General features: G+C 33.5%; 22 protein-coding genes, 2 tRNA genes and 1 rRNA gene (1 of these 25 running past the window's edge). 10 read left to right on the top strand and 15 right to left on the bottom strand.

Annotation, left to right across the window (positions count from 1 at the left end; genetic code table 11):
* Window positions 1-11: 11 nt before the first annotated feature.
* The 7 genes from HHX25_RS02945 to HHX25_RS02915 all read right to left on the bottom strand — a co-directional run bounded on the left by HHX25_RS02945 (window position 12) and on the right by HHX25_RS02915 (window position 3,921).
* Window positions 12-623, bottom strand: a complete 612-nt coding sequence (locus tag HHX25_RS02945; protein WP_169669949.1) for an FMN-dependent NADH-azoreductase — start codon at window positions 621-623, stop codon at window positions 12-14.
* Window positions 624-679: 56 nt separating this feature from the next.
* Window positions 680-1,513, bottom strand: a complete 834-nt coding sequence (locus HHX25_RS02940; RefSeq protein WP_169669947.1) for a sigma-70 family RNA polymerase sigma factor — start codon at window positions 1,511-1,513, stop codon at window positions 680-682.
* Between the two features lie 115 nt (window positions 1,514-1,628).
* Entirely contained in the window at window positions 1,629-2,015 is a 387-nt protein-coding gene (locus HHX25_RS02935) for a PaaI family thioesterase (protein WP_240964219.1), read from the bottom strand.
* Between the two features lie 325 nt (window positions 2,016-2,340).
* On the bottom strand, window positions 2,341-3,021 hold the full coding sequence (locus HHX25_RS02930) for a hypothetical protein (protein WP_169669943.1): 681 nt from the start codon (window positions 3,019-3,021) through the stop codon (window positions 2,341-2,343).
* A gap of 6 nt (window positions 3,022-3,027) precedes the next feature.
* The gene (locus tag HHX25_RS02925; RefSeq protein WP_169669941.1) at window positions 3,028-3,438 is read right to left on the bottom strand and encodes a hypothetical protein; all 411 of its coding nucleotides are present in this window, start codon (window positions 3,436-3,438) and stop codon (window positions 3,028-3,030) included.
* 268 nt (window positions 3,439-3,706) lie between these two features.
* Window positions 3,707-3,791, bottom strand: a tRNA-Leu gene (locus tag HHX25_RS02920).
* A 57-nt stretch (window positions 3,792-3,848) separates the two neighbouring features.
* Window positions 3,849-3,921, bottom strand: a tRNA-Lys gene (locus HHX25_RS02915).
* A 149-nt stretch (window positions 3,922-4,070) separates the two neighbouring features.
* Here HHX25_RS02915 and HHX25_RS02910 point away from each other — a divergent pair.
* Complete coding sequence (locus HHX25_RS02910) at window positions 4,071-4,592, top strand: shikimate kinase (RefSeq protein ID WP_169669939.1); 522 nt, start codon at window positions 4,071-4,073, stop codon at window positions 4,590-4,592.
* On the opposite strand, the gene HHX25_RS02905 is transcribed toward HHX25_RS02910, so the two are convergent.
* A complete protein-coding gene (locus tag HHX25_RS02905; RefSeq protein WP_169669937.1) occupies window positions 4,584-5,087 on the bottom strand; it encodes a phosphoribosyltransferase domain-containing protein in 504 nt (167 codons plus the stop codon). The genes HHX25_RS02910 and HHX25_RS02905 overlap by 9 nt on opposite strands.
* A 277-nt stretch (window positions 5,088-5,364) precedes the next feature.
* Complete coding sequence (locus HHX25_RS02900) at window positions 5,365-5,736, bottom strand: RNA-binding S4 domain-containing protein (protein ID WP_169669936.1); 372 nt, start codon at window positions 5,734-5,736, stop codon at window positions 5,365-5,367.
* Window positions 5,737-5,938: 202 nt separating this feature from the next.
* On the opposite strand from HHX25_RS02900, the gene HHX25_RS02895 reads away from it, so the two are divergent.
* Window positions 5,939-6,979, top strand: coding sequence for an FKBP-type peptidyl-prolyl cis-trans isomerase (locus tag HHX25_RS02895; RefSeq protein ID WP_169669934.1), 1,041 nt, complete (start codon window positions 5,939-5,941; stop codon window positions 6,977-6,979).
* Window positions 6,980-7,045: 66 nt separating this feature from the next.
* On the opposite strand, the gene HHX25_RS02890 is transcribed toward HHX25_RS02895, so the two are convergent.
* The gene (locus tag HHX25_RS02890; protein WP_169669932.1) at window positions 7,046-7,639 is read right to left on the bottom strand and encodes a porin family protein; all 594 of its coding nucleotides are present in this window, start codon (window positions 7,637-7,639) and stop codon (window positions 7,046-7,048) included.
* A 216-nt stretch (window positions 7,640-7,855) separates the two neighbouring features.
* Between HHX25_RS02890 and tgt the strand changes: the two genes are divergently transcribed.
* The 6 genes from tgt (at window position 7,856) to HHX25_RS02860 (ending at window position 15,069) form a co-directional block, all read left to right on the top strand.
* A complete protein-coding gene (gene tgt, locus HHX25_RS02885) occupies window positions 7,856-8,986 on the top strand; it encodes a tRNA guanosine(34) transglycosylase Tgt (RefSeq protein WP_169669930.1) in 1,131 nt (376 codons plus the stop codon).
* 5 nt (window positions 8,987-8,991) lie between these two features.
* A complete protein-coding gene (locus HHX25_RS02880; protein ID WP_169669928.1) occupies window positions 8,992-10,068 on the top strand; it encodes an LptF/LptG family permease in 1,077 nt (358 codons plus the stop codon).
* Entirely contained in the window at window positions 10,055-10,951 is an 897-nt protein-coding gene (locus tag HHX25_RS02875) for a DMT family transporter (protein ID WP_169669926.1), read from the top strand. The genes HHX25_RS02880 and HHX25_RS02875 overlap by 14 nt, the downstream gene beginning before the upstream one ends.
* Window positions 10,952-11,022: 71 nt before the next feature.
* The gene (locus tag HHX25_RS02870) at window positions 11,023-11,976 is read left to right on the top strand and encodes an acetyl-CoA carboxylase carboxyltransferase subunit alpha (RefSeq protein ID WP_169669924.1); all 954 of its coding nucleotides are present in this window, start codon (window positions 11,023-11,025) and stop codon (window positions 11,974-11,976) included.
* A 168-nt stretch (window positions 11,977-12,144) separates the two neighbouring features.
* Entirely contained in the window at window positions 12,145-13,686 is a 1,542-nt protein-coding gene (dnaB, locus tag HHX25_RS02865; protein ID WP_169669922.1) for a replicative DNA helicase, read from the top strand.
* 198 nt (window positions 13,687-13,884) lie between these two features.
* Window positions 13,885-15,069, top strand: a complete 1,185-nt coding sequence (locus tag HHX25_RS02860; RefSeq protein WP_169670895.1) for an asparagine synthetase B — start codon at window positions 13,885-13,887, stop codon at window positions 15,067-15,069.
* On the opposite strand, the gene HHX25_RS02855 is transcribed toward HHX25_RS02860, so the two are convergent.
* Window positions 15,066-15,503, bottom strand: a complete 438-nt coding sequence (locus tag HHX25_RS02855; RefSeq protein ID WP_169669920.1) for an LptM family lipoprotein — start codon at window positions 15,501-15,503, stop codon at window positions 15,066-15,068. The two genes, HHX25_RS02860 and HHX25_RS02855, sit on opposite strands and share 4 nt — an antisense overlap.
* A 119-nt stretch (window positions 15,504-15,622) precedes the next feature.
* Between HHX25_RS02855 and HHX25_RS02850 the strand changes: the two genes are divergently transcribed.
* Window positions 15,623-16,045: a secondary thiamine-phosphate synthase enzyme YjbQ gene (locus HHX25_RS02850; protein ID WP_169669918.1), complete on the top strand. Its 423-nt coding sequence runs from the start codon at window positions 15,623-15,625 to the stop codon at window positions 16,043-16,045.
* A 73-nt stretch (window positions 16,046-16,118) separates the two neighbouring features.
* On the opposite strand, the gene rplT is transcribed toward HHX25_RS02850, so the two are convergent.
* The 4 genes from rplT to thrS form a co-directional block, all read right to left on the bottom strand.
* Window positions 16,119-16,463 carry a 50S ribosomal protein L20 gene (rplT, locus tag HHX25_RS02845; protein ID WP_169669915.1) on the bottom strand — a complete coding sequence of 115 codons (345 nt, stop codon included), beginning with the start codon at window positions 16,461-16,463 and terminating at the stop codon, window positions 16,119-16,121.
* A 115-nt stretch (window positions 16,464-16,578) separates the two neighbouring features.
* On the bottom strand, window positions 16,579-16,776 hold the full coding sequence (rpmI, locus tag HHX25_RS02840; protein ID WP_129761794.1) for a 50S ribosomal protein L35: 198 nt from the start codon (window positions 16,774-16,776) through the stop codon (window positions 16,579-16,581).
* A gap of 93 nt (window positions 16,777-16,869) precedes the next feature.
* The gene (gene infC, locus HHX25_RS02835) at window positions 16,870-17,379 is read right to left on the bottom strand and encodes a translation initiation factor IF-3 (protein WP_169670893.1); all 510 of its coding nucleotides are present in this window, start codon (window positions 17,377-17,379) and stop codon (window positions 16,870-16,872) included.
* Between the two features lie 68 nt (window positions 17,380-17,447).
* Window positions 17,448-19,382 (bottom strand): threonine--tRNA ligase, encoded by a 1,935-nt coding sequence (thrS, locus tag HHX25_RS02830; RefSeq protein ID WP_169669913.1) that lies wholly within the window; start codon window positions 19,380-19,382, stop codon window positions 17,448-17,450.
* A gap of 941 nt (window positions 19,383-20,323) precedes the next feature.
* Here thrS and HHX25_RS02825 point away from each other — a divergent pair.
* Window positions 20,324-20,557, top strand: a 16S ribosomal RNA gene (locus HHX25_RS02825) (it continues 1,284 nt past the right edge of the window).

The following is a 20,557-nucleotide window of genomic DNA, read 5'->3' as shown; positions in this document are numbered from 1 at the left end:
AGACTTAATTTTTATTTATTGAATGATTGCCGGATGGTATTTTCCAGTAAGAGTTTGTTTTGTTCTAAGGTTTGTTGATTTGCAGCCCCTTCAAGTGAAAATAATTCTTGAACTTTAATACCCATATGTCCTAGAATAGCTTTTAAATAGGGTTCTTGGAAATCATATTGTTCCATAAAAGTCCCTTTATAGACACCACCTTTGGCTGTTACCAGATAGGCTAATTTATCCTCTAATAAACCATAATAACCATTTTCATTAATGTTGAATGTTTGTCCAATCCTTACTACCTGATCTAAATAGGCCTTAAGATTGGATGGAATGTTTAAGTTGTACAATGGACTGCTAATTAGAATGTCATTGGCAGATTTTAGTTCTGCAATTAATTCGTCAGATAAAGCAGTAGCCTTTTTGCCTTCAGCTGATATGTGCTCAATAGGCGTATAAAAACCTTCAATCGTATTGTTTTCAATGTGGGGTAGCTGGTGTTTAACTAAATCCCTGTAAAGAACAGTGCCTTTTGGATTGGCTGTTTTCCAGTTTTGTTCAAAATAATCAGCTAGAGCTCTAGAATGTGAACCTACAGTTCTGGAGCTACAGTCTATTCTTAATAATGTTTTCATCTATTGATTTTTTAATTCAATAGTATGACAAAACAGGTATAAAAAACGTGACAGGTTTATAAAGAAAGTGATTTCAGTTTATTAGGGTCGACAATAGAAAATATACTTTTTATTTTATGGTTTTCAAAGTCAAATACCTGACAATTAATTAGTGTATCTTCATTATAAAACAACAATGCTGGTTGATGATTTATTTGTGTGGTCTTGATCGATAATAATTCCAGATAGGTTTTAAATACATAAAATAATAGTTTTAAAGAAGCAGATTTCCCTGTGGTTAACTCCCTTACTACTTTAATATTTTCTCCACCATCTGCATGTAATGAAATGTCCTTGGAAAGCATTGCCTCTAAGCGTTTAACATCTCCATTTTTAATGGTCTGAATATAATTTTCCATATAAGAAGCTGAAGGAAATAAGTCGTTGCTATAACTTGTTGCTTTGTAATTAACTAGCTTGGTTTTACCTCTGCTTAATAATTTTCGAGAGTTTTCTACGGTAAGCCCTATGGTTTCAGCAATGTCTTTATGGGAATAATCAAATGCTTCTTTTAAGATAAAAACAGCACGTTCCTGAGGGGTTAATTTTTCGAGAAGTACCAACATGGAGTATGATATAATTTCATCACGATCAATATTATCATCAGTTTTTTCTGTTGATAAAGGCTCGGGTAACCATATGCTATTCACGGTAGTTTTATTGTTCCGTTTTTTGATATTGATAGATTGGTTTATAACCGATTTGATTAAATACCCCATTTCATTTTTTATGTGATGCTTCTTGGTAGAAAGGTATTTGATTAAAACATCTTGAATAGCATCTTTTGCATCGTCAATAGAGCCTAAAATATTGTAGGCGTAAGGAAATAATGTATTTTGGAAATTTTTCAATTGGAAATTTTTTAAGTTCTATAAGAGTGACAAATAGGATGATAAAAACGTGACATTTTAATTTAATATAACATTTAGGTAAGCAGTAACGGTGTGCTTGTTCAGTTTATATTTTTTAGTGTAGATATTTATCCGATTTATTCTTTAACTCTATTAAAGTTGTTTGAGAAGCTGCGCAGAGTTTTTCCACACCATTTTTTCTAATAAAGACTTCAGATCTACAAATTGTTAATGTGCGTCCGTTTTTTAAAACGTTTGCTTTGGCAATTAATAGGTCGCCATCACCAGGAGACATAAGGTTTAATTTGAATTCGACGGTTAATACAGACGCGTCTTCTTCCATTAGAGAAAAACTGGCATAGCCAGCAGCATTATCTGCTATAGTACTTATAATGCCAGCATGAAAAAAACCATGTTGTTGGGTTAAGATTGGGTTGTACGGGATTTGAATTTCGCAATAGCCAGGTTTAACATCAATCAGATTTGCATGGATTAATTCCATAAACTTCTGCCTTTTGAAGCTTTCTTCAACTTTTTTTCGAAAATCAGTAAATTTTGGTTTAAAATTCATCAGTCAGTGGTAGTGGCAGTAAACAATAAAGTATAGTTTAACTTTAAGAACGAATATACAAAAAAGAGGATATAATATTATTACAATGCATACTAGCCGCTTGCATCAAAGCAAGAGGCTAGGAGCTAATTTTATCTGGCATGCTTGTAACTGTAACGAGGTTGATTTACTTTCAAATGAAATACAAAGAAGTTACAATATGTATTCGTATTGTTACTGGAATGAATTTTTGAAACGTATTAAAGCGTATAGTAAACTATAAAACTGCTAAAATCTGGGAAGTTGTTTCTTCTATTGGTATTTCTGGAAGCTCTAAGTCTGTGAACGGGAAATGTATTTCCATAGTGTTATCACTTTTGATAATCTTTAACTTATCACTTTCAACAAAAGCCATACTATCATAATTAGATTTCCAACTTATATGGGCATCTTCTTCTTTTAATATATTCAGAATAATGTTTTGTAAGAGTTCTGTAAGCTGTAGCACTCTATTTAATTGTTTTCCGTCTGTTGGAAATATAATATTAGGAACGCCTACCCGAACATTAGAAGTCTCAAAGATGATGTCTGAAAACTTTTGTAATGCTTTTTTGACCTGTAACTTTCCAGAAACTTCGTAAACCTTACTCTCAAAAACAGTACCTTTTGATAAAACGCCGAGAATATTCTGGTCTTCTAAGAATTCTATAGATTCTATTTTTCGGATTGCGATATGTAAAGCACTATTGGTTATTTTTTGATTATAATCGATGCATTGTAACATTAAAACGTAACCTTCATCCTTTACATCGTTTATGTTTAGTACAATTCCTTTATGTACTTGTCCAGAATTAGTGACAATTTGTATCGTTGTCGATGCTTCTTGGTCGTGTATATATAGTAGAAGTTCCTGCTTGCTATAAACAGGAACTTTTTTTAATTTATCATGTAATAACATAGTTTATTACAATTGTGATTCTAAAAACTCCGTAAGAAATTTAGAACGCTCCTCTACATTATCAGCATTAGAATAACTAGAGTGATCTATTATTAGTGTGTTGTCTTCAAAACTGTAAGCACTACCAGGAGAAAAATTATCTTTTTCATCTTTTATAACTATTTTCTTCAGAGATTCTTGAAGCGCTTCTTTTCCCATGTCATCTGCGGTTATTTCTTTAAAAGCATTAATGATTGGTGTAAAGTAAATTTGAGAAAAAGTATTTTCCCAAATATGAGAATAATCATTGTTAGAAAGACTCTCCCAATTTACTTCAAAGTCTAGATCGTATCCGCCTAAAGTGTTTATTTCGTTTACTAATGTTTTGTATGTACCTTCTTGGTATGCTTTAACAATTCTTTTTTCTGCTAATCCCATAATGTATTTGTTTTAGGTTAAATAATAAATTCTTTTTTTGATACTCCAAAAGTATAGTCTTGCTTACTGTTTTTTTACACCGTATTCCATGAAAACAAATACCCTGAAAACAGGGGGGTGTTATAAATAAGTTTTTTTAAACTATTTACTCTATCTATGGTAAATAAAAAGCCCCTATAAGGTTAATAGGCTTAAAGTAGGTTGATGATATGAAATAGAGGGAAAGTAGTATTTTTTATAAAATTCTGTAATAAAGAATAAAATGAAGTGCGCACGAGAAGATTCGAACTTCCACATCCTAAACGGATACTGGCCCCTCAAGCCAGCGCGTCTACCAATTCCGCCACGTGCGCATAAATGAGTTGTGTAAAAATAGAAAAAGTTAAGCAATTACGCTTAACTTTTTCTTGTGACCGGGCTGGGGCTCGAACCCAGGACCCTCTCCTTAAAAGGGAGATGCTCTACCAACTGAGCTACCAGGTCATTATTTCAATACTAACATTGCTTTGTTTGTTGTTAGCGGGTGCAAATATATAATGTTTTATTAATTAAACAATACTTTTTTTAAAGATTTTTTTGTTTTTTTGCATCGCTTAAACGTATGTTTTTAATAATCAATTTATAGCGAGAAAATGATTGTAGTTTTAATTGGGTATATGGCTTCAGGAAAGTCGACTTTAGGAAGGATTTTAGCAAAAAAATTAAACTATGATTTTATAGACTTAGACGATTATATTGAAGAAAAGGAACTATTATCGATCAGTGATATTTTCAAATCCAAAGGAGAAATTTATTTTAGGAAGGTCGAAACAGTATACCTAAAAGAGCTTTTAGAGCATAAAACCAAATTGGTTTTATCGTTAGGAGGGGGAACGCCATGTTATAGCAATAATATGGATTTACTAAGAAACTTACCTCATATAAAGAGCATTTACCTAAAAGCTTCCATACCTACTTTAGTAACGAGGTTGAAAAAAGAAAAAAGCAAACGTCCGCTAATTGCTCATATTGAAACAGATGAGCTACTTACGGAATTTATTGGAAAACATCTTTTTGAGCGTTCTCAGTTTTATAGTTTATCCGATGTTACCATAACTAGCGATAATAAAACAGAAGATGATATTATTGAAGAGTTGGTTTTGGAGCTATTCTAAAACAGCTTCGAAAGTTTTGCCCTCTAAAACCACATGCACATGTTCATGCAAAGAAGTCGATAATGAAATCCCTTTAAAATCGGCCTTTACAGGATATTTTTTATGATTTCTATTTACCAAAACGGCAGTTTTAAATTGTTTTAAAGGAACATCCAAAAAATGTTTAACACCATAAATTAGTGTTGTACCAGAATTTAAAACATCATCAACAAGAACCAAAGACTTATTTTTATAATCATCAGGCGTTATAGAGGTTTTAATCTCAGAAGATGGATTCTTTTTGTCAATAGAAACTTTACAAAGTATGGGGTTGATCTCAGATATTTTTTGAAGGGCAGTTTTTAGTTTTTTTGCAAATACATAACCGTTTTTATCTATACCGGCAAGAATAACTTCTTTTTCCTTGACATTGCTTTCATATATTTGAAAAGCAATACGTCTTATTTTGTGATTGATTTCGTTATGATTAAGGATGATATTATTCTTAACTGCCATATAAGTTAGTTCAAAAAATTAAAAGATAAAATTACTCATTTTTTGTCTGTTTATATTATTTTTTTTAATGTTTATACAGGGTAAGGGATAACACCTAAAATAATCATTCTTCTTTGTTATTAATGAACTCATCTTGACTTTTTGTTTTTAACCGAAAATGAGTTGAAATTTAACCAGATGAGGCACTTTTTGAAGCTCATAGCAGCGCTACGGACAAAAAAAGCAACGAAATATGGCGGGCAGCCATTTTTTAGGAAATAGAAAAGTTAAGATGAGTTCAATATGTTTCATCTGTAAAATCATCAATATCCCTTCTATCTTTTTTTGTGGGTCTTCCAGTCCCTCTTTTTCTGTAATAATCTTTAGAATATTTTAAGAGCTCCTGGGCTTCAAATTGTTCTTTAGAAGTAATATCTGTTCTGTATATATCAACCAGCTTGGCACCAACCCTACTTTCTGGAATATCATTTACGGTAAGTTTATAATTTATTTGATTCTTTCTTAATTCAACGGTATCCAATGGATAAACCTCCCTACTCGGTTTAACAATTTCTTGGTTTACTCTTACTTGCCCTTTTTTACAAGCCGTTGTTGCAAGAGTTCTTGTTTTATAATACCTGGTACACCATAAATACTTATCAATTCGCATACAAATGTTCTAAAAACTACGTTAATGTTCTTGTGCAAAACTATTTTAAAATTGTATCTTGCGCATCAAAAATAAGCAATAAAGAAACATTCAGAAGCTTAAAGTTTAAATTTGAAAAGCTAATTGATAAAATGAATGTATTAATATTTTATTTTGATATAGTATAAGGCAGTCAATTCAAAATAGAAAATAAAAAATAAATATGAAATTAAGAAGAATAGCTTTAGTGACGACATGTTTGGTTACATGTTTTTTGTCTTGTAATAAAGATGATGGCGGTACAGATCCTGTAGTTGTTGAAGATAGGGATAGAACCGAACAGCAAATTGCAGATAAAGAAGCTCTGTTGGATTATTTTAAAACACACTATTACAATTCTAGTGAATTTGAGGCACTTGCAAATCCAACCATTCAAGATTTAAAAATTACTAAACTTGTAGAAGGAACCGATGTTCCCGATGATGGCACACTGCTTGAAGATGCCATGGGAGTGAATCTGAAAACTGTACAGACCTCTTTTGCAGATACAGATTATGAGTATTATATACTTAGACTAGAAGATGGAAATGGTATTGACTCGCCTACATTCGGAGATAATGTTGTTGCTACTTATGAAGGTTTTACTTTAGATAATGCAGTTTTTGATAGTGCAATTAACCCCATAGGTTTTGATTTAACAGGAACTATAATAGGGTGGGGTAAAGTGTTTTCTCAATTTAATGTAGCTGAAGATTTTAATGAAAATGGTGATGGCACGGTTAGTTTTGTAAACCAGGGTATGGGAGTTATGTTTTTACCTTCAGGTTTAGGATATTTTTCAGAATCAAGAACTGGGATTCCCGCATATTCCCCGTTAATTTTTAAGTTTGAATTGTTACAAACGTCTCAAAATGACCATGACAATGATGGTATTCCTTCTTATTTAGAAGATGCAGATGGAAATGGTGATTTATTTGATAACACAGACGAAGATTTTACATCTGCTGCTAACGGCTTTTTGGTTCCTATCTATAATTATCAAGACACAGATGATGATGGCGATGGTATTTTAACCAGAGATGAAATAACTATAACTACAGAAAATAGAGCTACTAGAGAAGCTGTAAAATCAATTACTTTAGAATCAAATCAAAAACTTGTAAACTATATTGTTGAAGAAGAAGATGGAACGTTTACGGGAACCATTATAACGTTTACCGATACAGATGGTGATGGTACACCAGATTATTTAGATTCAGAATAGAGAAGATATATTAAGCTATAGGAAATAAAAAAGGAGCCTCGTTTTAACGAGGCTCTTACGTTTTAATTATAATATAACAGATAGCCCCAGAATTAACTGATCTGGTCTCGTATCTAATCTACTGGTGTTAACATTGTTGTTATTTAAAAAGGTGGCTTCATTTTTACTAAAGCCTCTTTCATAGCGAACATCGATACCAATGTTATTAAGATTAAATCCAATACCAAAGTTGAGCCCAACAGAGAAATCATTCTTTATATTATTAATAGAAAGGCCATCAAATTTAGAATCCAAAATATATTGTAGTGAAGGGCCTCCAAAGACACTAAAAGGACCAATTATTCGTGTGCCTACTAATAAAGGAGCATCAAGTTTTTGCATCTTAAAGTCCTGATCGGTGTAATCACTTTTAGTAGTCGTATAAACTAATTCTGGTTTAAAGTAAAGCCTGCTGTTTCCAATTTTACCAAATAAGCCTATATGGTAACCAATATTTCTGTCGGGATTATCCGCAGCGGTATTAATAGATTCAAAATATTTACCATTTGCGTTGTAATTTAGTCCTGCTTTAATCCCCATACCAGTTACCATTTGAGACTGGGCCATAGTGGTAAACGGTATCATTAAAGCAATTGCCAAAATAAAAAATAGATTTCTCATAATATTCGTTTTTTAGATTTGATTCTTAACATCAAAAACGTTGCCAAACGCAAATTATTTTCTTTTTATAACGATTACCATATATTTTTAGTTATTTAGCTTGACTCACATTTTATTTCAATAAATAGATGTCAACAGACTTACATAATTTGATAGAATAAAACTAATTTAAAATTAAAAAAATATGTAGGTTTGCCAACTTATAATGTTGTAGAGATGAAATTCGAATTAAAAGCAAAAGATACTCAAAGTAAAGCAAGAGCGGGTAAAATAACGACCGATCATGGTATTATAGAGACACCCATTTTCATGCCTGTTGGTACGGTTGCCACGGTTAAAGGAGTACACCAACGTGAGTTAAAAGACGATATAAATCCCGACATTATTTTAGGTAATACCTACCATTTGTATTTACGCCCTCAAACAGATATCATTGAAAAAGCAGGGGGGCTCCATAAGTTCATGAATTGGGATAGAAATATCTTAACAGATTCTGGAGGCTATCAAGTATATTCTTTATCAGCTAATAGAAAAATTAAAGAAGAAGGCGTTAAATTTAAATCGCATATAGACGGAAGCTACCATACGTTTACACCAGAAAACGTTATGGAGATTCAGCGAAGCATTGGAGCAGATATCATCATGGCTTTTGATGAATGTACACCATACCCATGCGATTATAACTATGCCAAACGCTCAATGCATATGACACATCGCTGGTTAGATAGATGTATCAATCATTTAGGAAAAACACCTTTAAAATACGATTACAATCAAGCCTTTTTTCCTATAGTACAAGGAAGCACCTATAAAGATTTGCGTATGCAATCTGCCGAATATATTGCAAATGCAGGTGCTGTAGGTAATGCTATTGGTGGTTTATCGGTAGGCGAACCAGCAGAAGAAATGTATGCCATGACCGATGTGGTTTGTTCTATTTTACCAGAAGAAAAACCACGTTATTTAATGGGAGTTGGTACGCCAATCAATATTTTAGAAAATATTGCGTTAGGTGTAGATATGTTTGATTGTGTTATGCCAACAAGAAATGCCAGAAACGGTATGTTATTTACAGCACATGGCACCATAAATATTAAAAATTTGAAATGGGCTGATGATTTTTCTCCAATTGATGAGATGGGAATAACTTTTGTAGATACCGAGTATAGCAAAGCTTATTTGAGGCATTTATTTACGGTTAATGAATTGTTAGGCAAGCAAATAGCAACCATCCATAATTTAGGGTTTTATTTATGGTTGGTTCGAGAAGCAAGAAAACATATATTAGCAGGAGATTTTAAAACTTGGAAAGATAAGATGGTGAAACAAATGGATAACCGTTTATAGTATTTATGAAAATTCTAGATTGGTACATATTAAAACGCTATTTGTTTACATTTTTAATGATGTTACTTCTGTTTATTCCTATTGGAATTACAGTGCATTTAGCAGAAAAAATAGGAAAAATACTAGAAAATGAGGTGCCTTTTGTAGAAGTAATGATCTACTTCTTGGACTTCACAATCTATTTTGCGCATTTACTCTTTCCGTTATTTTTATTCCTATCAGTTATTTGGTTCACATCTAAACTAGCGAACAATACAGAGGTTGTAGCTTTTTTAAGTTCAGGTGTTTCATTTACACGTTTTTTAAGACCTTACATGATAGGAGCTTCTGTAGTTGCTGTACTAGCCATTATTCTAGGGTTGTTTTTAGCACCGAAAGCCAGTGAAGGTTTTAACAATTTTACTTACAAGTATTTAAAAAAGCATAAAAGTGCTGTAGATAATACCAATGTATTTAGGCAAATAAATGACAATGATATTATTTATGTAAGTAGTTTTGATGGGAAGAACAATGAGGGAAGAAACTTTACTTTAGAGCATTTTGAGGGAAACGAACTTATTTATAAAATAACAGCCGATAAAATAAAATATATTGAGAAGGATACTACATACCAATTAACTAATTACCTAAAAAGGGATATTGGTAAAATGAATGATGTTATAGAAAAAATCCAAAAAAAGGACACCTTGTTTTCTTTTCATGTAGATGACCTTATCCCTGTAATATACGCAGCAGAAACCAAAATGTATGGCGACTTAAAGCGATTTATAGCAAAAGAAGAAGCTCGAGGATCTTCTAATGTTGGTCGTTTTCAATTGGTTTTATATAGAAAATGGAGTTTGCCAGTTTCAGTATTTATTTTAACCATTATTGCAGTGGCTGTCTCCTCAATTAAAAGACGCGGGGGAATGGGAGTTAATTTGGCTGTTGGTATATGCATCGCCATGGTCTTTGTATTTTTTGATAAGATTTTTGGTGTAATGGCAGAGCAGTCCGATTTTCCACCAATAGTAGCTGTGTGGTTTCCTAACGTCATTTTTGGTATTTTAGCAGTTTATCTTCTGTATAATGCCAAACGCTAAAATTAAAAACTATATTCACCTTCATTTTTTAGTTTTTATTGCTGGTTTTACGGCTATTTTAGGCGAACTAATTACAATAAAAGCGATTCCTCTAGTTTGGTATAGAATGGTAATGGCGTCTATTTTAATGTTTGTTTATATTAAAATAGCCAAGGTTAAATTAAAAATTAAGCCAAAATCCCTTATCAGGCTTTCAATAGCAGGAATCATAATAGCTTTACATTGGATTACCTTTTTTGGAGCCATAGATGCTTCTAATATATCCATAACACTAGCTATGTTTTCAACTGGTGCTTTTTTTGCTTCTTTTATAGAGCCCATAATTTATAAACGAACCATCATTTGGTATGAAATTCTTTTTGGAATTATAGTAATAATAGGTGTTTTTATAATTACCCAAAGTGAGATAAAATACCTTAAAGGTATCATTTTAGGGATTTCTTCAGCATTTTTCTCTTCGCTATTCGCGGTATTAAATGGAAGGTTTTTAAAACAACATACAGCAACAGTTATTTCATTTTACGAATTTTTAAGCGGTGTGCTATTCATTTCTATTTATATCTTGTTTTTTGGAACTGGATTTTCTTCAGACTTTTTTAATTTAAGTATATCCGATTTCAGCTATCTTTTCATACTGGCATCTATTTGTACAGCTTATGCCTTTATTGCATCTGTATATGTCATGAAACTTATTAGTCCTTATACCGTAGTATTAACTTATAATTTAGAACCTGTTTATGGAATTATTATGGCCATTATATGGTTTCCAGAAAAAGAACAGATGGGCACATCTTTTTATTATGGTGCTTTGGTGATTATAGCCACAGTCATCTTAAACGGTATTTTAAAAAATACAAGAAAATTAAAAAGAAAGCATACTTAACAGTTTAAGAAAATTAAAGTTTTTATATTTGTACGCTAACCTAAAAAAATAAATAGCTAAATAAAATTCTTATGGAATATTTAGAATTTGAACTCCCTATAAAAGAGCTAGAAGATCAATTACAAAAGTGTAGAGTGATCGGAGAAGAAAGTGAAGTAGATGTTACAGAAACTTGTTCTCAAATAGAAAAGAAGCTAAAAGACACACAAAAAGATATTTATAAAAACCTATCGCCATGGCAACGTGTACAATTGTCTCGTCATCCAAATAGGCCCTATACATTAGATTATATAGAAGCTATCTGCGGCGATTCGTTTTTAGAATTGCATGGAGATCGTAATATAAAAGACGACAAAGCCATGATTGGTGGCTTAGGAAAAATAGGTGATCAAAGTTTTATGTTCATTGGTCAACAAAAAGGTTATAATACTAAAACCAGACAATATAGAAATTTTGGAATGGCCAATCCCGAAGGTTATCGTAAAGCCTTACGCTTAATGAAGTCTGCCGAGAAATTTGGAATTCCTATAGTCACTTTAATTGATACACCAGGTGCTTATCCAGGTTTAGAAGCAGAAGAGCGCGGACAAGGAGAAGCTATTGCTAGAAATATTCTGGAAATGACACGCTTAAAAGTACCTATTATCACTATCGTTATTGGTGAAGGTGCATCAGGAGGTGCTTTAGGTATTGGTGTTGGAGATAATGTATTGATGTTGGAAAACTCTTGGTATTCGGTAATCTCTCCAGAAAACTGTTCTTCAATATTATGGCGTAGTTGGGAATATAAAGAACAGGCTGCCAAAGCTTTAAAACTAACCGCCACAGATGCTATGAAGATAAAAGTAGTAGATGGTGTCGTTAAAGAACCATTAGGTGGCGCACATCGAGATCGTGAAAAAACATTTTTAGCAGTAAGCAATGCCATCGTTAAATCTTATGAAGAATTAAAAAACTTATCACCAACAGATTTGGTTTCCAAGCGAATGGAAAAATATGAAAATATGGGGGTGTATAAAGGGTAAGCCTTTTAAAACCACAACATAATAAAATCTGAAACGTTTAGTTTTGGGTTTTTTTATGTTTATTAACAATATTTTTTAGTTGTTAACAGTTAAATTGTTAATGACCAGTGAGCAACGCAAATTCGTTTTTTGTTTTAAAAATCTTTCTTTTTAACTACCTTCGTATATATGAAACAGCCTAACCAAATTCAAGGATATAAAGTCGATAAGAGTACTATTATTAGTCTTGAGAAAGGTAAAATACCTCCTCAAGCACTTGATTTAGAAGAGGTTGTGCTTGGGGCAATGATGATTGATAAAAAAGGAGTCGATGAAGTCATTGATATTTTAAGCCCTGAAGCCTTTTATAAAGAAGCTCACCAATATATTTTTGAAGCTATTTTTCAGTTGTTCGAAAATAGCGAACCTGTAGACTTATTAACCGTTTCCACACAGTTAAAGAAAAATTCAAAATTAGAGCTTGCTGGAGGCGATTTTTACCTTATTTCTTTAACGCAAAAGGTATCTTCATCTGCACATATAGAATTTCACGCACGTATTATCTTACAAAAATTTATTCAACGTAGCTTGATTAAAATTTCTAACGAAATCATTGAAGATTCTTATGATGAGACCAAAGATGTTTTCGATTTATTAGATAATGCCGAGGCAAAACTATATGAAGTAACCCAGGGAAATATTAAAAAATCGAGTGAAACGGCTCAAGAATTAGTAATTCAAGCTAAAAAGAAGATTGAAGAAATTTCTAATAAAGAAGGGCTTAGTGGTATTCCAACAGGGTTCAATAAATTGGATAAGCTAACATCAGGTTGGCAACCGTCGGATTTAATCATTGTAGCTGCACGTCCTGGTATGGGTAAAACGGCTTTAACGCTTTCCATGGCAAGAAATATAGCGGTAGATCAAAATATACCTGTAGCTTTCTTTTCTTTAGAAATGGCATCGGTGCAGCTAATCACGCGTTTAATTTCTAGTGAAACAGGCTTGTCTTCCGAAAAGTTACGTACTGGTAAGTTGGAAAAGCATGAGTGGGAACAGCTCAATGTAAAAGTAAAAGGCTTAGAAAAAGCACCTCTATTCATTGATGATACACCATCACTTTCAATCTTCGATTTAAGAGCAAAAGCACGTCGTTTATCATCTCAACACGGCATTAAACTAATCATGATTGATTACTTGCAGTTAATGACTGGAGGTAATAGCCATGGTGGAAATCGTGAGCAAGAAATTTCCATGATTTCAAGGAACTTAAAAGCATTGGCTAAAGAATTAATGGTTCCGGTAATTGCCTTGTCACAATTATCGCGTGCTGTTGAGACTCGTGGAGGAAGTAAGCGTCCATTACTATCAGATTTACGTGAATCTGGTGCCATTGAACAAGATGCCGATATTGTATCGTTTATTTATAGACCTGAGTATTATAAAATTGACGAGTGGGATGATGAAGAGCGTTCACCAACAGAAGGACAAGCTGAGTTTATTATTGCCAAGCATAGAAATGGTGGTTTAGAAAATATACGTTTAAAATTCCTTGGACACTTAGGTAAGTTTGACAATTTAGACGATTTTGATTCACCTTTTGAGTTTCATTCAAAAATGAATGCAGCAGCAAATGACGATACTTTTAAAGCAGATGATTTTAAGGCAAGCCCAGATCAGGCTTTTGGAAGTTCGTTTAATGACGATGATGATAATGACGTACCGTTTTAAGAATTAATCTTCTGTTAAACATATTCAAAAAGAAGAAAATTTAAGTATCTTTCAACTTCAATAAGAGTTTAGGTCATTTCGAAGAAGGAACGACTGAGAAATCTCATAAAGTTTTGCTTCAAATTGAAAAGAATAGTATTTACATTATTATTTATATTAATAGGTATTAATACCTATGCATCCTATATTCTTATACCTATGGATGCAGAAAGCCAAAAAAATCACCTAAAAGCATATGGTATCACCTATTGGACGCTCAGTAAAGAATTGAAAGTAAAATGGCTTTTAAATTATAGAGGTGGTTCTTTTTTATTACCAGATACCAATGAAATCCAGCGCGAATGTCAAATTCGTGGTATTTCTTTCGAAGTGATTTCGAATTCTAAAGTGGAAAGCATTTTAGAAGAAATAAGTAGTCCGAGTAAAAATATGGAGGCTGTCATTTTAGAAAAAGCACCTAAAATTGCAGTATATACTCCCAAAGGTAAGTTACCTTGGGATGACGCTGTAACCATGGTGCTGCAATACGCAGAAATCCCATACGAAACTGTTTATGATGAAGAAGTGTTAAATGATGGTTTGTTGTTATTCGATTGGTTACACTTACACCATGAGGATTTTACAGGGCAATATGGCAAGTTTTATGGCGCATATAGGGCTGCTTCTTGGTATATTCAAGAAAAAAAGGATGCAGAGGCATTGGCAGCAAAACTAGGTTATAGTAAAGTATCACAGGAAAAATCAGATGTGGCCTTAAAAATCAGAGATTATGTAATAGGAGGTGGCTTTATGTTTGCTATGTGCAGTGCTACAGATAGTTTTGACATTGCTTTATCTGCAGAAGGGGTAGATATTTGTGAACCAATGTTTGATGGTGATGGTAGTGATCCTGCATACCAAAACAAAATAGATTACAATAAGACTTTTGCATTTTCTAATTTTACATTAGAAAGAAGTCCAATTGTATATGAGTTTTCGTCAATAGATATGACCCGTAAAAGAAGGGTGCCAAAAACAATCGATTATTTTTCTTTAATGGAGTTTTCGGCGAAGTGGGATCCAATTCCAACCATGCTATGTCAAAACCATACCGCTTTGGTAAAAGGTTTTATGGGACAGACAACATCTTTTACTAGAGATGAAATAAAATCGAATGTATTAGTTCTGGGAGAAACAAAATCGAATGGAGAAGCAAAATACATTCATGGTATAAAAGGCAAAGGCTTTTTTACTTTTTATGGTGGTCATGATCCAGAAGATTATCAACATAGAGTAGGGGATGCCAAAACAGAATTAGATTTGCATCCAACCTCTCCAGGATATAGGCTTATTTTAAACAATGTATTATTCCCAGCCGCTAGGAAAAAGAAACAGAAGACTTAATCAATAACTTCAATAGTTTTTTGGAATGTGTATACAAAACCATCAGTACCACTGCCTTGAGATAGTTCGTTTTGGTCAATGACAAGCGTATTATTGGTAACGGTAAATCTACCAAATTCATTACTGCCAATATTTAAAAAGGATTTTCCACTGGTTTCTGTGATAGAATAGTCATAAGTTCCCGAATCTAGCCCATCCTGTTTAGTGTCGTCTGTATTATTGTTTTCAACGGTAAGTTTTAAATCTGATACACCAAAAGTCCAGACTATAGTGTTTAAAGTAAACTCTTCATTAACACCAGCTACACCTCCGGTAATTTTAGTCAAATTCCAGTGAATGATTACTGTTTGAGGGTCAGGAAGCTGCGTATCGCTTTTTATAGAACAGCCAGTTAGTGTTATTATACTCAGCATAGCTAGGAAAAACTTTTTCATATCCTTTTATTAAGGGGTTATATATGTAGATGAAAAAAAAATAAAAAGGTTGCGTTATAATTATCATAAAAGTACAATAATATATAATTTGGCTATGGGTAAATGTGAAAGTTACTAATATGAAATTTTTTCAAAAAGAAATAAAGTTACAGCCTTATTCGAGAGGTTTTCATTTAATTACAAATAGTATTTTAGATGCTATTCCAGAAATACGTGAAATAAGAATAGGACAACTACAAGTATTTATCAAGCACACATCAGCTAGCTTGAGCATAAATGAAAATGCAGATGCTACAGTGAGAAGCGATTTTGAATCCCATTTTAACATCATGGTTCCAGAAAACGCATCTTATTATCGGCATACTTATGAAGGATCAGACGATATGCCTGCACATATCAAAGCATCATTGTTGGGAGCATCAGTAAATATTCCTATTACAAATGGAGAATTAAATCTAGGGATATGGCAAGGCATTTATTTATGTGAGCATAGAGATTATGGTGGGGCAAGACATATTGTTATTACAATTTTTGGCGCATAAAAAAATCCGATTCATAAATTGAATCGGATTTTTTATTAAGCGAATAATATGTTTTACAATAGGCGAAAACGCCTTATTTTACTTTCTCTACAACGGCTTTAAAAGCCTCAGGGTTATTCATCGCTAAATCTGCTAAAACCTTACGGTTTAATTCGATATCGTTAGCTTTTAATTTCCCCATAAATTGAGAATAAGATAAACCATGTTCTCTGGCACCCGCATTAATACGTGTAATCCATAAAGCACGGAATGTTCTCTTTTTGTTTCTACGGTCTCTATACGAGTATTGCATCGCTTTGTCAACCGCATTTTTTGCTACTGTCCAAACGTTTTTACGTCTTCCAAAGTAACCTTTTGCTTGTTTAAGAACCTTTTTTCTTCTGGCTCTTTTTGCTACAGAATTTACTGATCTTGGCATAATTTTAATTGTTTTTTGTAGTAGGCGGTCGATAATCGACACTTTAGTATTTGTTTTGAATCAAATTGAGCCTAACTCCAGGGTTTATAAATTTGTTTAACCGATTAAAACGATATTACTTTAAACGCAACATTGTTTTAATATTGTCTTCATCAGACTTATGTACTAAAGTATCATGAGTCAGAGCAAGTTTACGCTTTTTAGACTTCTTTGTTAAGATGTGACTTTTAAAAGCGTGCTTTCTTTTAATCTTTCCTGTACCCGTTAACTTAAAACGTTTCTTGGCACTAGATTTAGTTTTCATTTTAGGCATTTTCTTTTCCTAGTTTTAATTATCTCGCTTAATTATTTTTGAGCTAAGTTTATCTCAGCTTCATATCTTTTAAATATAGTTATAATATCTTGTTTATTTTTTGGGAGCAATGAACATGGTCATACGTTTTCCTTCTAAACGTGGCATTTGCTCTACTTTTCCTAATTCTTCCAAATCTTGTGCTAAACGTAATAATAAAATCTGACCTTGTTCTTTAAATATAATAGATCGTCCTTTAAAAAATACGAAAGCTTTAAGCTTAGCACCTTCTTTTAAAAACTTCTCAGCATGTTTCTTTTTAAATTCGTAGTCATGGTCATCTGTTTGAGGACCAAAACGAATTTCTTTAATAATAACTTTAGTGGCTTTGGATTTTAAAGCCTTATCGCGTTTCTTCTGCTCATAAAGAAACTTTTTATAATCCATAACCTTACAGACAGGAGGATCAGCTTTAGGGGAAATCTCGACAAGATCCAACCCCTGTTCGTCAGCTATTTTTAAAGCATCTCTGGTAGAGTAAATACCTACATCCACGTTGTCTCCTACAAGACGTACGTTTGGTACCGTAATCTTAGAGTTTATTTTATGTTTATCCTCTTGTATAACCCTTCTGTTGGGTTGATTTCTTCTTCGAATTGCTATGGCGTTATAGTTTTAAGTTAAACTTTATTTTAGAACGATTTTAACGTTTTATTTATTTCTTCTTTTACAATCTTAGAGAATTCTTCAATGGAAATCATTCCTAAATCTTCTCCACCATGCTTACGCACAGTTATTTTGTTTTCTTTTTCTTCTTGCTCACCAATAATCATCATATACGGGTGCTTTTGCATTTCGGCTTCCCGAATTTTCTTCCCAATAGTCTCATTTCTATGGTCTACAAGGGCGCGAATTTCGTGATTTTCTAGCAAATTTAAAACTTTTTCGGAGTATTTTTCATATTTCTCACTAATTGATAATATTACAACTTGTGTTGGCATTAACCAAAGCGGGAAATTACCAGCTGTATGTTCTAACAAAATAGCAATAAATCGCTCCATACTTCCAAAAGGCGCCCGATGTATCATAATAGGGCGATGAAGCTCATTGTCACTACCTTTATATGTAAGATCGAAACGTTCAGGCAAGTTGTAGTCTACTTGAATGGTTCCAAGTTGCCAGCGCCTTCCTAAGGCATCCTTGACCATAAAATCTAACTTAGGTCCGTAAAAGGCGGCTTCGCCTTCTTCAACGACATAATCTAAACCTTTATCGGTAGCTGCACTTATAATTGCTTGCTCCGCTTTTTCCCAATTTTCAATATCTCCAATATATTTGTCTGGATTTTCAGGATCCCTTACAGAAACCTGGGCAGTAAAGTTTTCAAAACCTAAGGATCCGAAAACATAAAGCACTAAATCGATAACATTTTTAAATTCCTCATCTAATTGATCTGGCGTACAAAATAGGTGTGCATCATCTTGCGTAAAACCTCTTACCCGGGTTAAACCATGTAGCTCACCACTTTGTTCATATCTGTAAACGGTACCAAATTCTGCATAACGTTTGGGTAAATCTTTGTAACTCCATTGTGCACTATTATATATTTCACAGTGGTGTGGACAATTCATGGGTTTTAACAAAAACTCTTCATCGGCTTTAGGCGTATGTATTGGTTGAAAGCTATCTTCTCCATACTTGGCATAATGGCCAGAAGTAACATATAATTCTTTTTGTCCGATGTGAGGCGAAATAACCATTTCGTAACCTGCTTTCTTTTGGGCGGCTTTTAAAAAGTTTTCCAAACGTTCACGTAAAGCTGCTCCTTTTGGCAGCCATAGTGGTAGTCCCTGACCAACTTTTCTTGAAAAAGTGAACAACTCTAATTCCTTGCCTAATTTTCTGTGATCACGTTTTTTGGCTTCTTCTAACAACTCTAAATAGGCTGTAAGTTCTTTTTGTTTTGGAAATGAAATTCCATAAACACGTGTTAATTGAGGGTTCTTTTCATCACCTCTCCAATAAGCCCCTGCAACCGATAAGATTTTTACAGCTTTAATAATCCCTGTATTAGGAATATGGCCACCACGACACAAATCTGTAAAAGAAGAATGGTCACAAAACGAAATAGTACCATCTTCAAGGTTTTCAATCAGCTCGGTTTTAAACTCATTATTTTTATAAAGATCTAAAGCTTCAGCTTTTGTAGCAGAGCGCATTTTAAAATCGTGTTTTCCACGTGCTATTTCCAGCATTTTAGTTTCAATAGACTTGAAGTCTTTTTCAGAAACAACATGCTCTCCAAAATCTACATCATAATAGAACCCATTTTCAATGGCTGGACCAATCGTTAGTTTTGCACCAGAATATAACTCCTCAATAGCCTGTGCCAATACGTGTGCGGAAGAGTGCCAAAAAGCAGTCTTGCCTTCGTCGTTATTCCAAGTATATAAAATTAAAGAGCCATCGGTGGTCAAAGGAGTGGCAGTTTCAACAGTTGTACCATTAAAACTTGCTGAAATGACATTTCTTGCAAATCCTTCACTAATGTTTTTGGCAACATCCATAGGTGTAGCGTTTTTTTCAAACTGCTTGACACTTCCATCGGGTAATGTTATATCTATCATAAAATAATTTAAAATCAGAATGCAAAGATAATAGTATAAACAAATCCACACAATTTATTATATGGGTATAATTTCATATGGAGTTAAGTTTTGGTTTTACTCCTCATTTTGCATAGTTGGGCTGCCTATTTATATTTAATTTTAAAATATTTTAGCGTTTCCCTTTCTAAGGTCAGGGGCGGGCTTTCGACAGTCGCTCTTAGCAAGGAGCTCCAACAATGTCTCAGTCCCTAACGCGGTATAAAAATGAATAGGAGCAGTTTGATTACCGAGTTTGTAATCCTATGTATTGAACATAAAAATGGGAGGTTAGAATTGTTGGATAAAAAAGTTAGGTATAATAACAAGGAGAACCGATTGGTGGCTGCGTATGGGTTGATAGGGAAAGGCTCTTTGTTACCAGCCTTAAAAAAGGCTGTCTGTAAAATGTTGTGGTTCAGGGCATAAAAAAGAATATTGAAATAATATTAAAAAAAGGTTAGGATATGTCAAAATGGGTCGTATATTTGCACCCGCTTAGCGGCAGGGCTTGTTAAAAGCCGGTAGCTGGGCGTCGTTCCTTGAAGGCTGAAAAAATAAATCGAAAAAAGTTTCGAAAAAGCTTTTCGGGAACGAAAAAGGTTGTATGTTTGCAGCCGCCAAAACGGGCAGTAGCCTGTTTGGCAGAGTTCATGTAAATACAGTGTTGGTTTGGTCAAAGAAAGAGAGCAAAAAATTTTTCAAAAAAAAGATCAAAAAGTATTGTGGGAACAAAAAAAGGGTTTTATATTTGCACCCGCCAAACGAGGAAACGAGATTGGGAAAGACAGAAAAAAGTTCATAGACATATTGAATTGACAGCGTAAGACCATAGTTGGAAACGGCTAGGGTCGACAAAGAGAATAGACCATTTTGAGTACTATAGGTTCCTAAATTAGTTGTTGAATAATATTTAAGATTTAACGATGAAGAGTTTGATCCTGGCTCAGGATGAACGCTAGCGGCAGGCCTAACACATGCAAGTCGAGGGGTAACGGGGTAGCTTGCTGCCGCCGACGACCGGCGCACGGGTGCGTAACGCGTATACAATCTGCCTTGTACTGGGGGATAGCCTTTAGAAATGAAGATTAACACCCCATGGTTTGGGACCGTGGCATCACGGCCCCAATAAAGGTTACGGTACAAGATGAGTATGC

This window comes from Flavivirga algicola (assembly GCF_012910715.1).
Classification (GTDB): Bacteria; Bacteroidota; Bacteroidia; order Flavobacteriales; family Flavobacteriaceae; genus Flavivirga; species Flavivirga algicola.
This window is presented reverse-complemented; position numbering and strand designations above follow the sequence as displayed.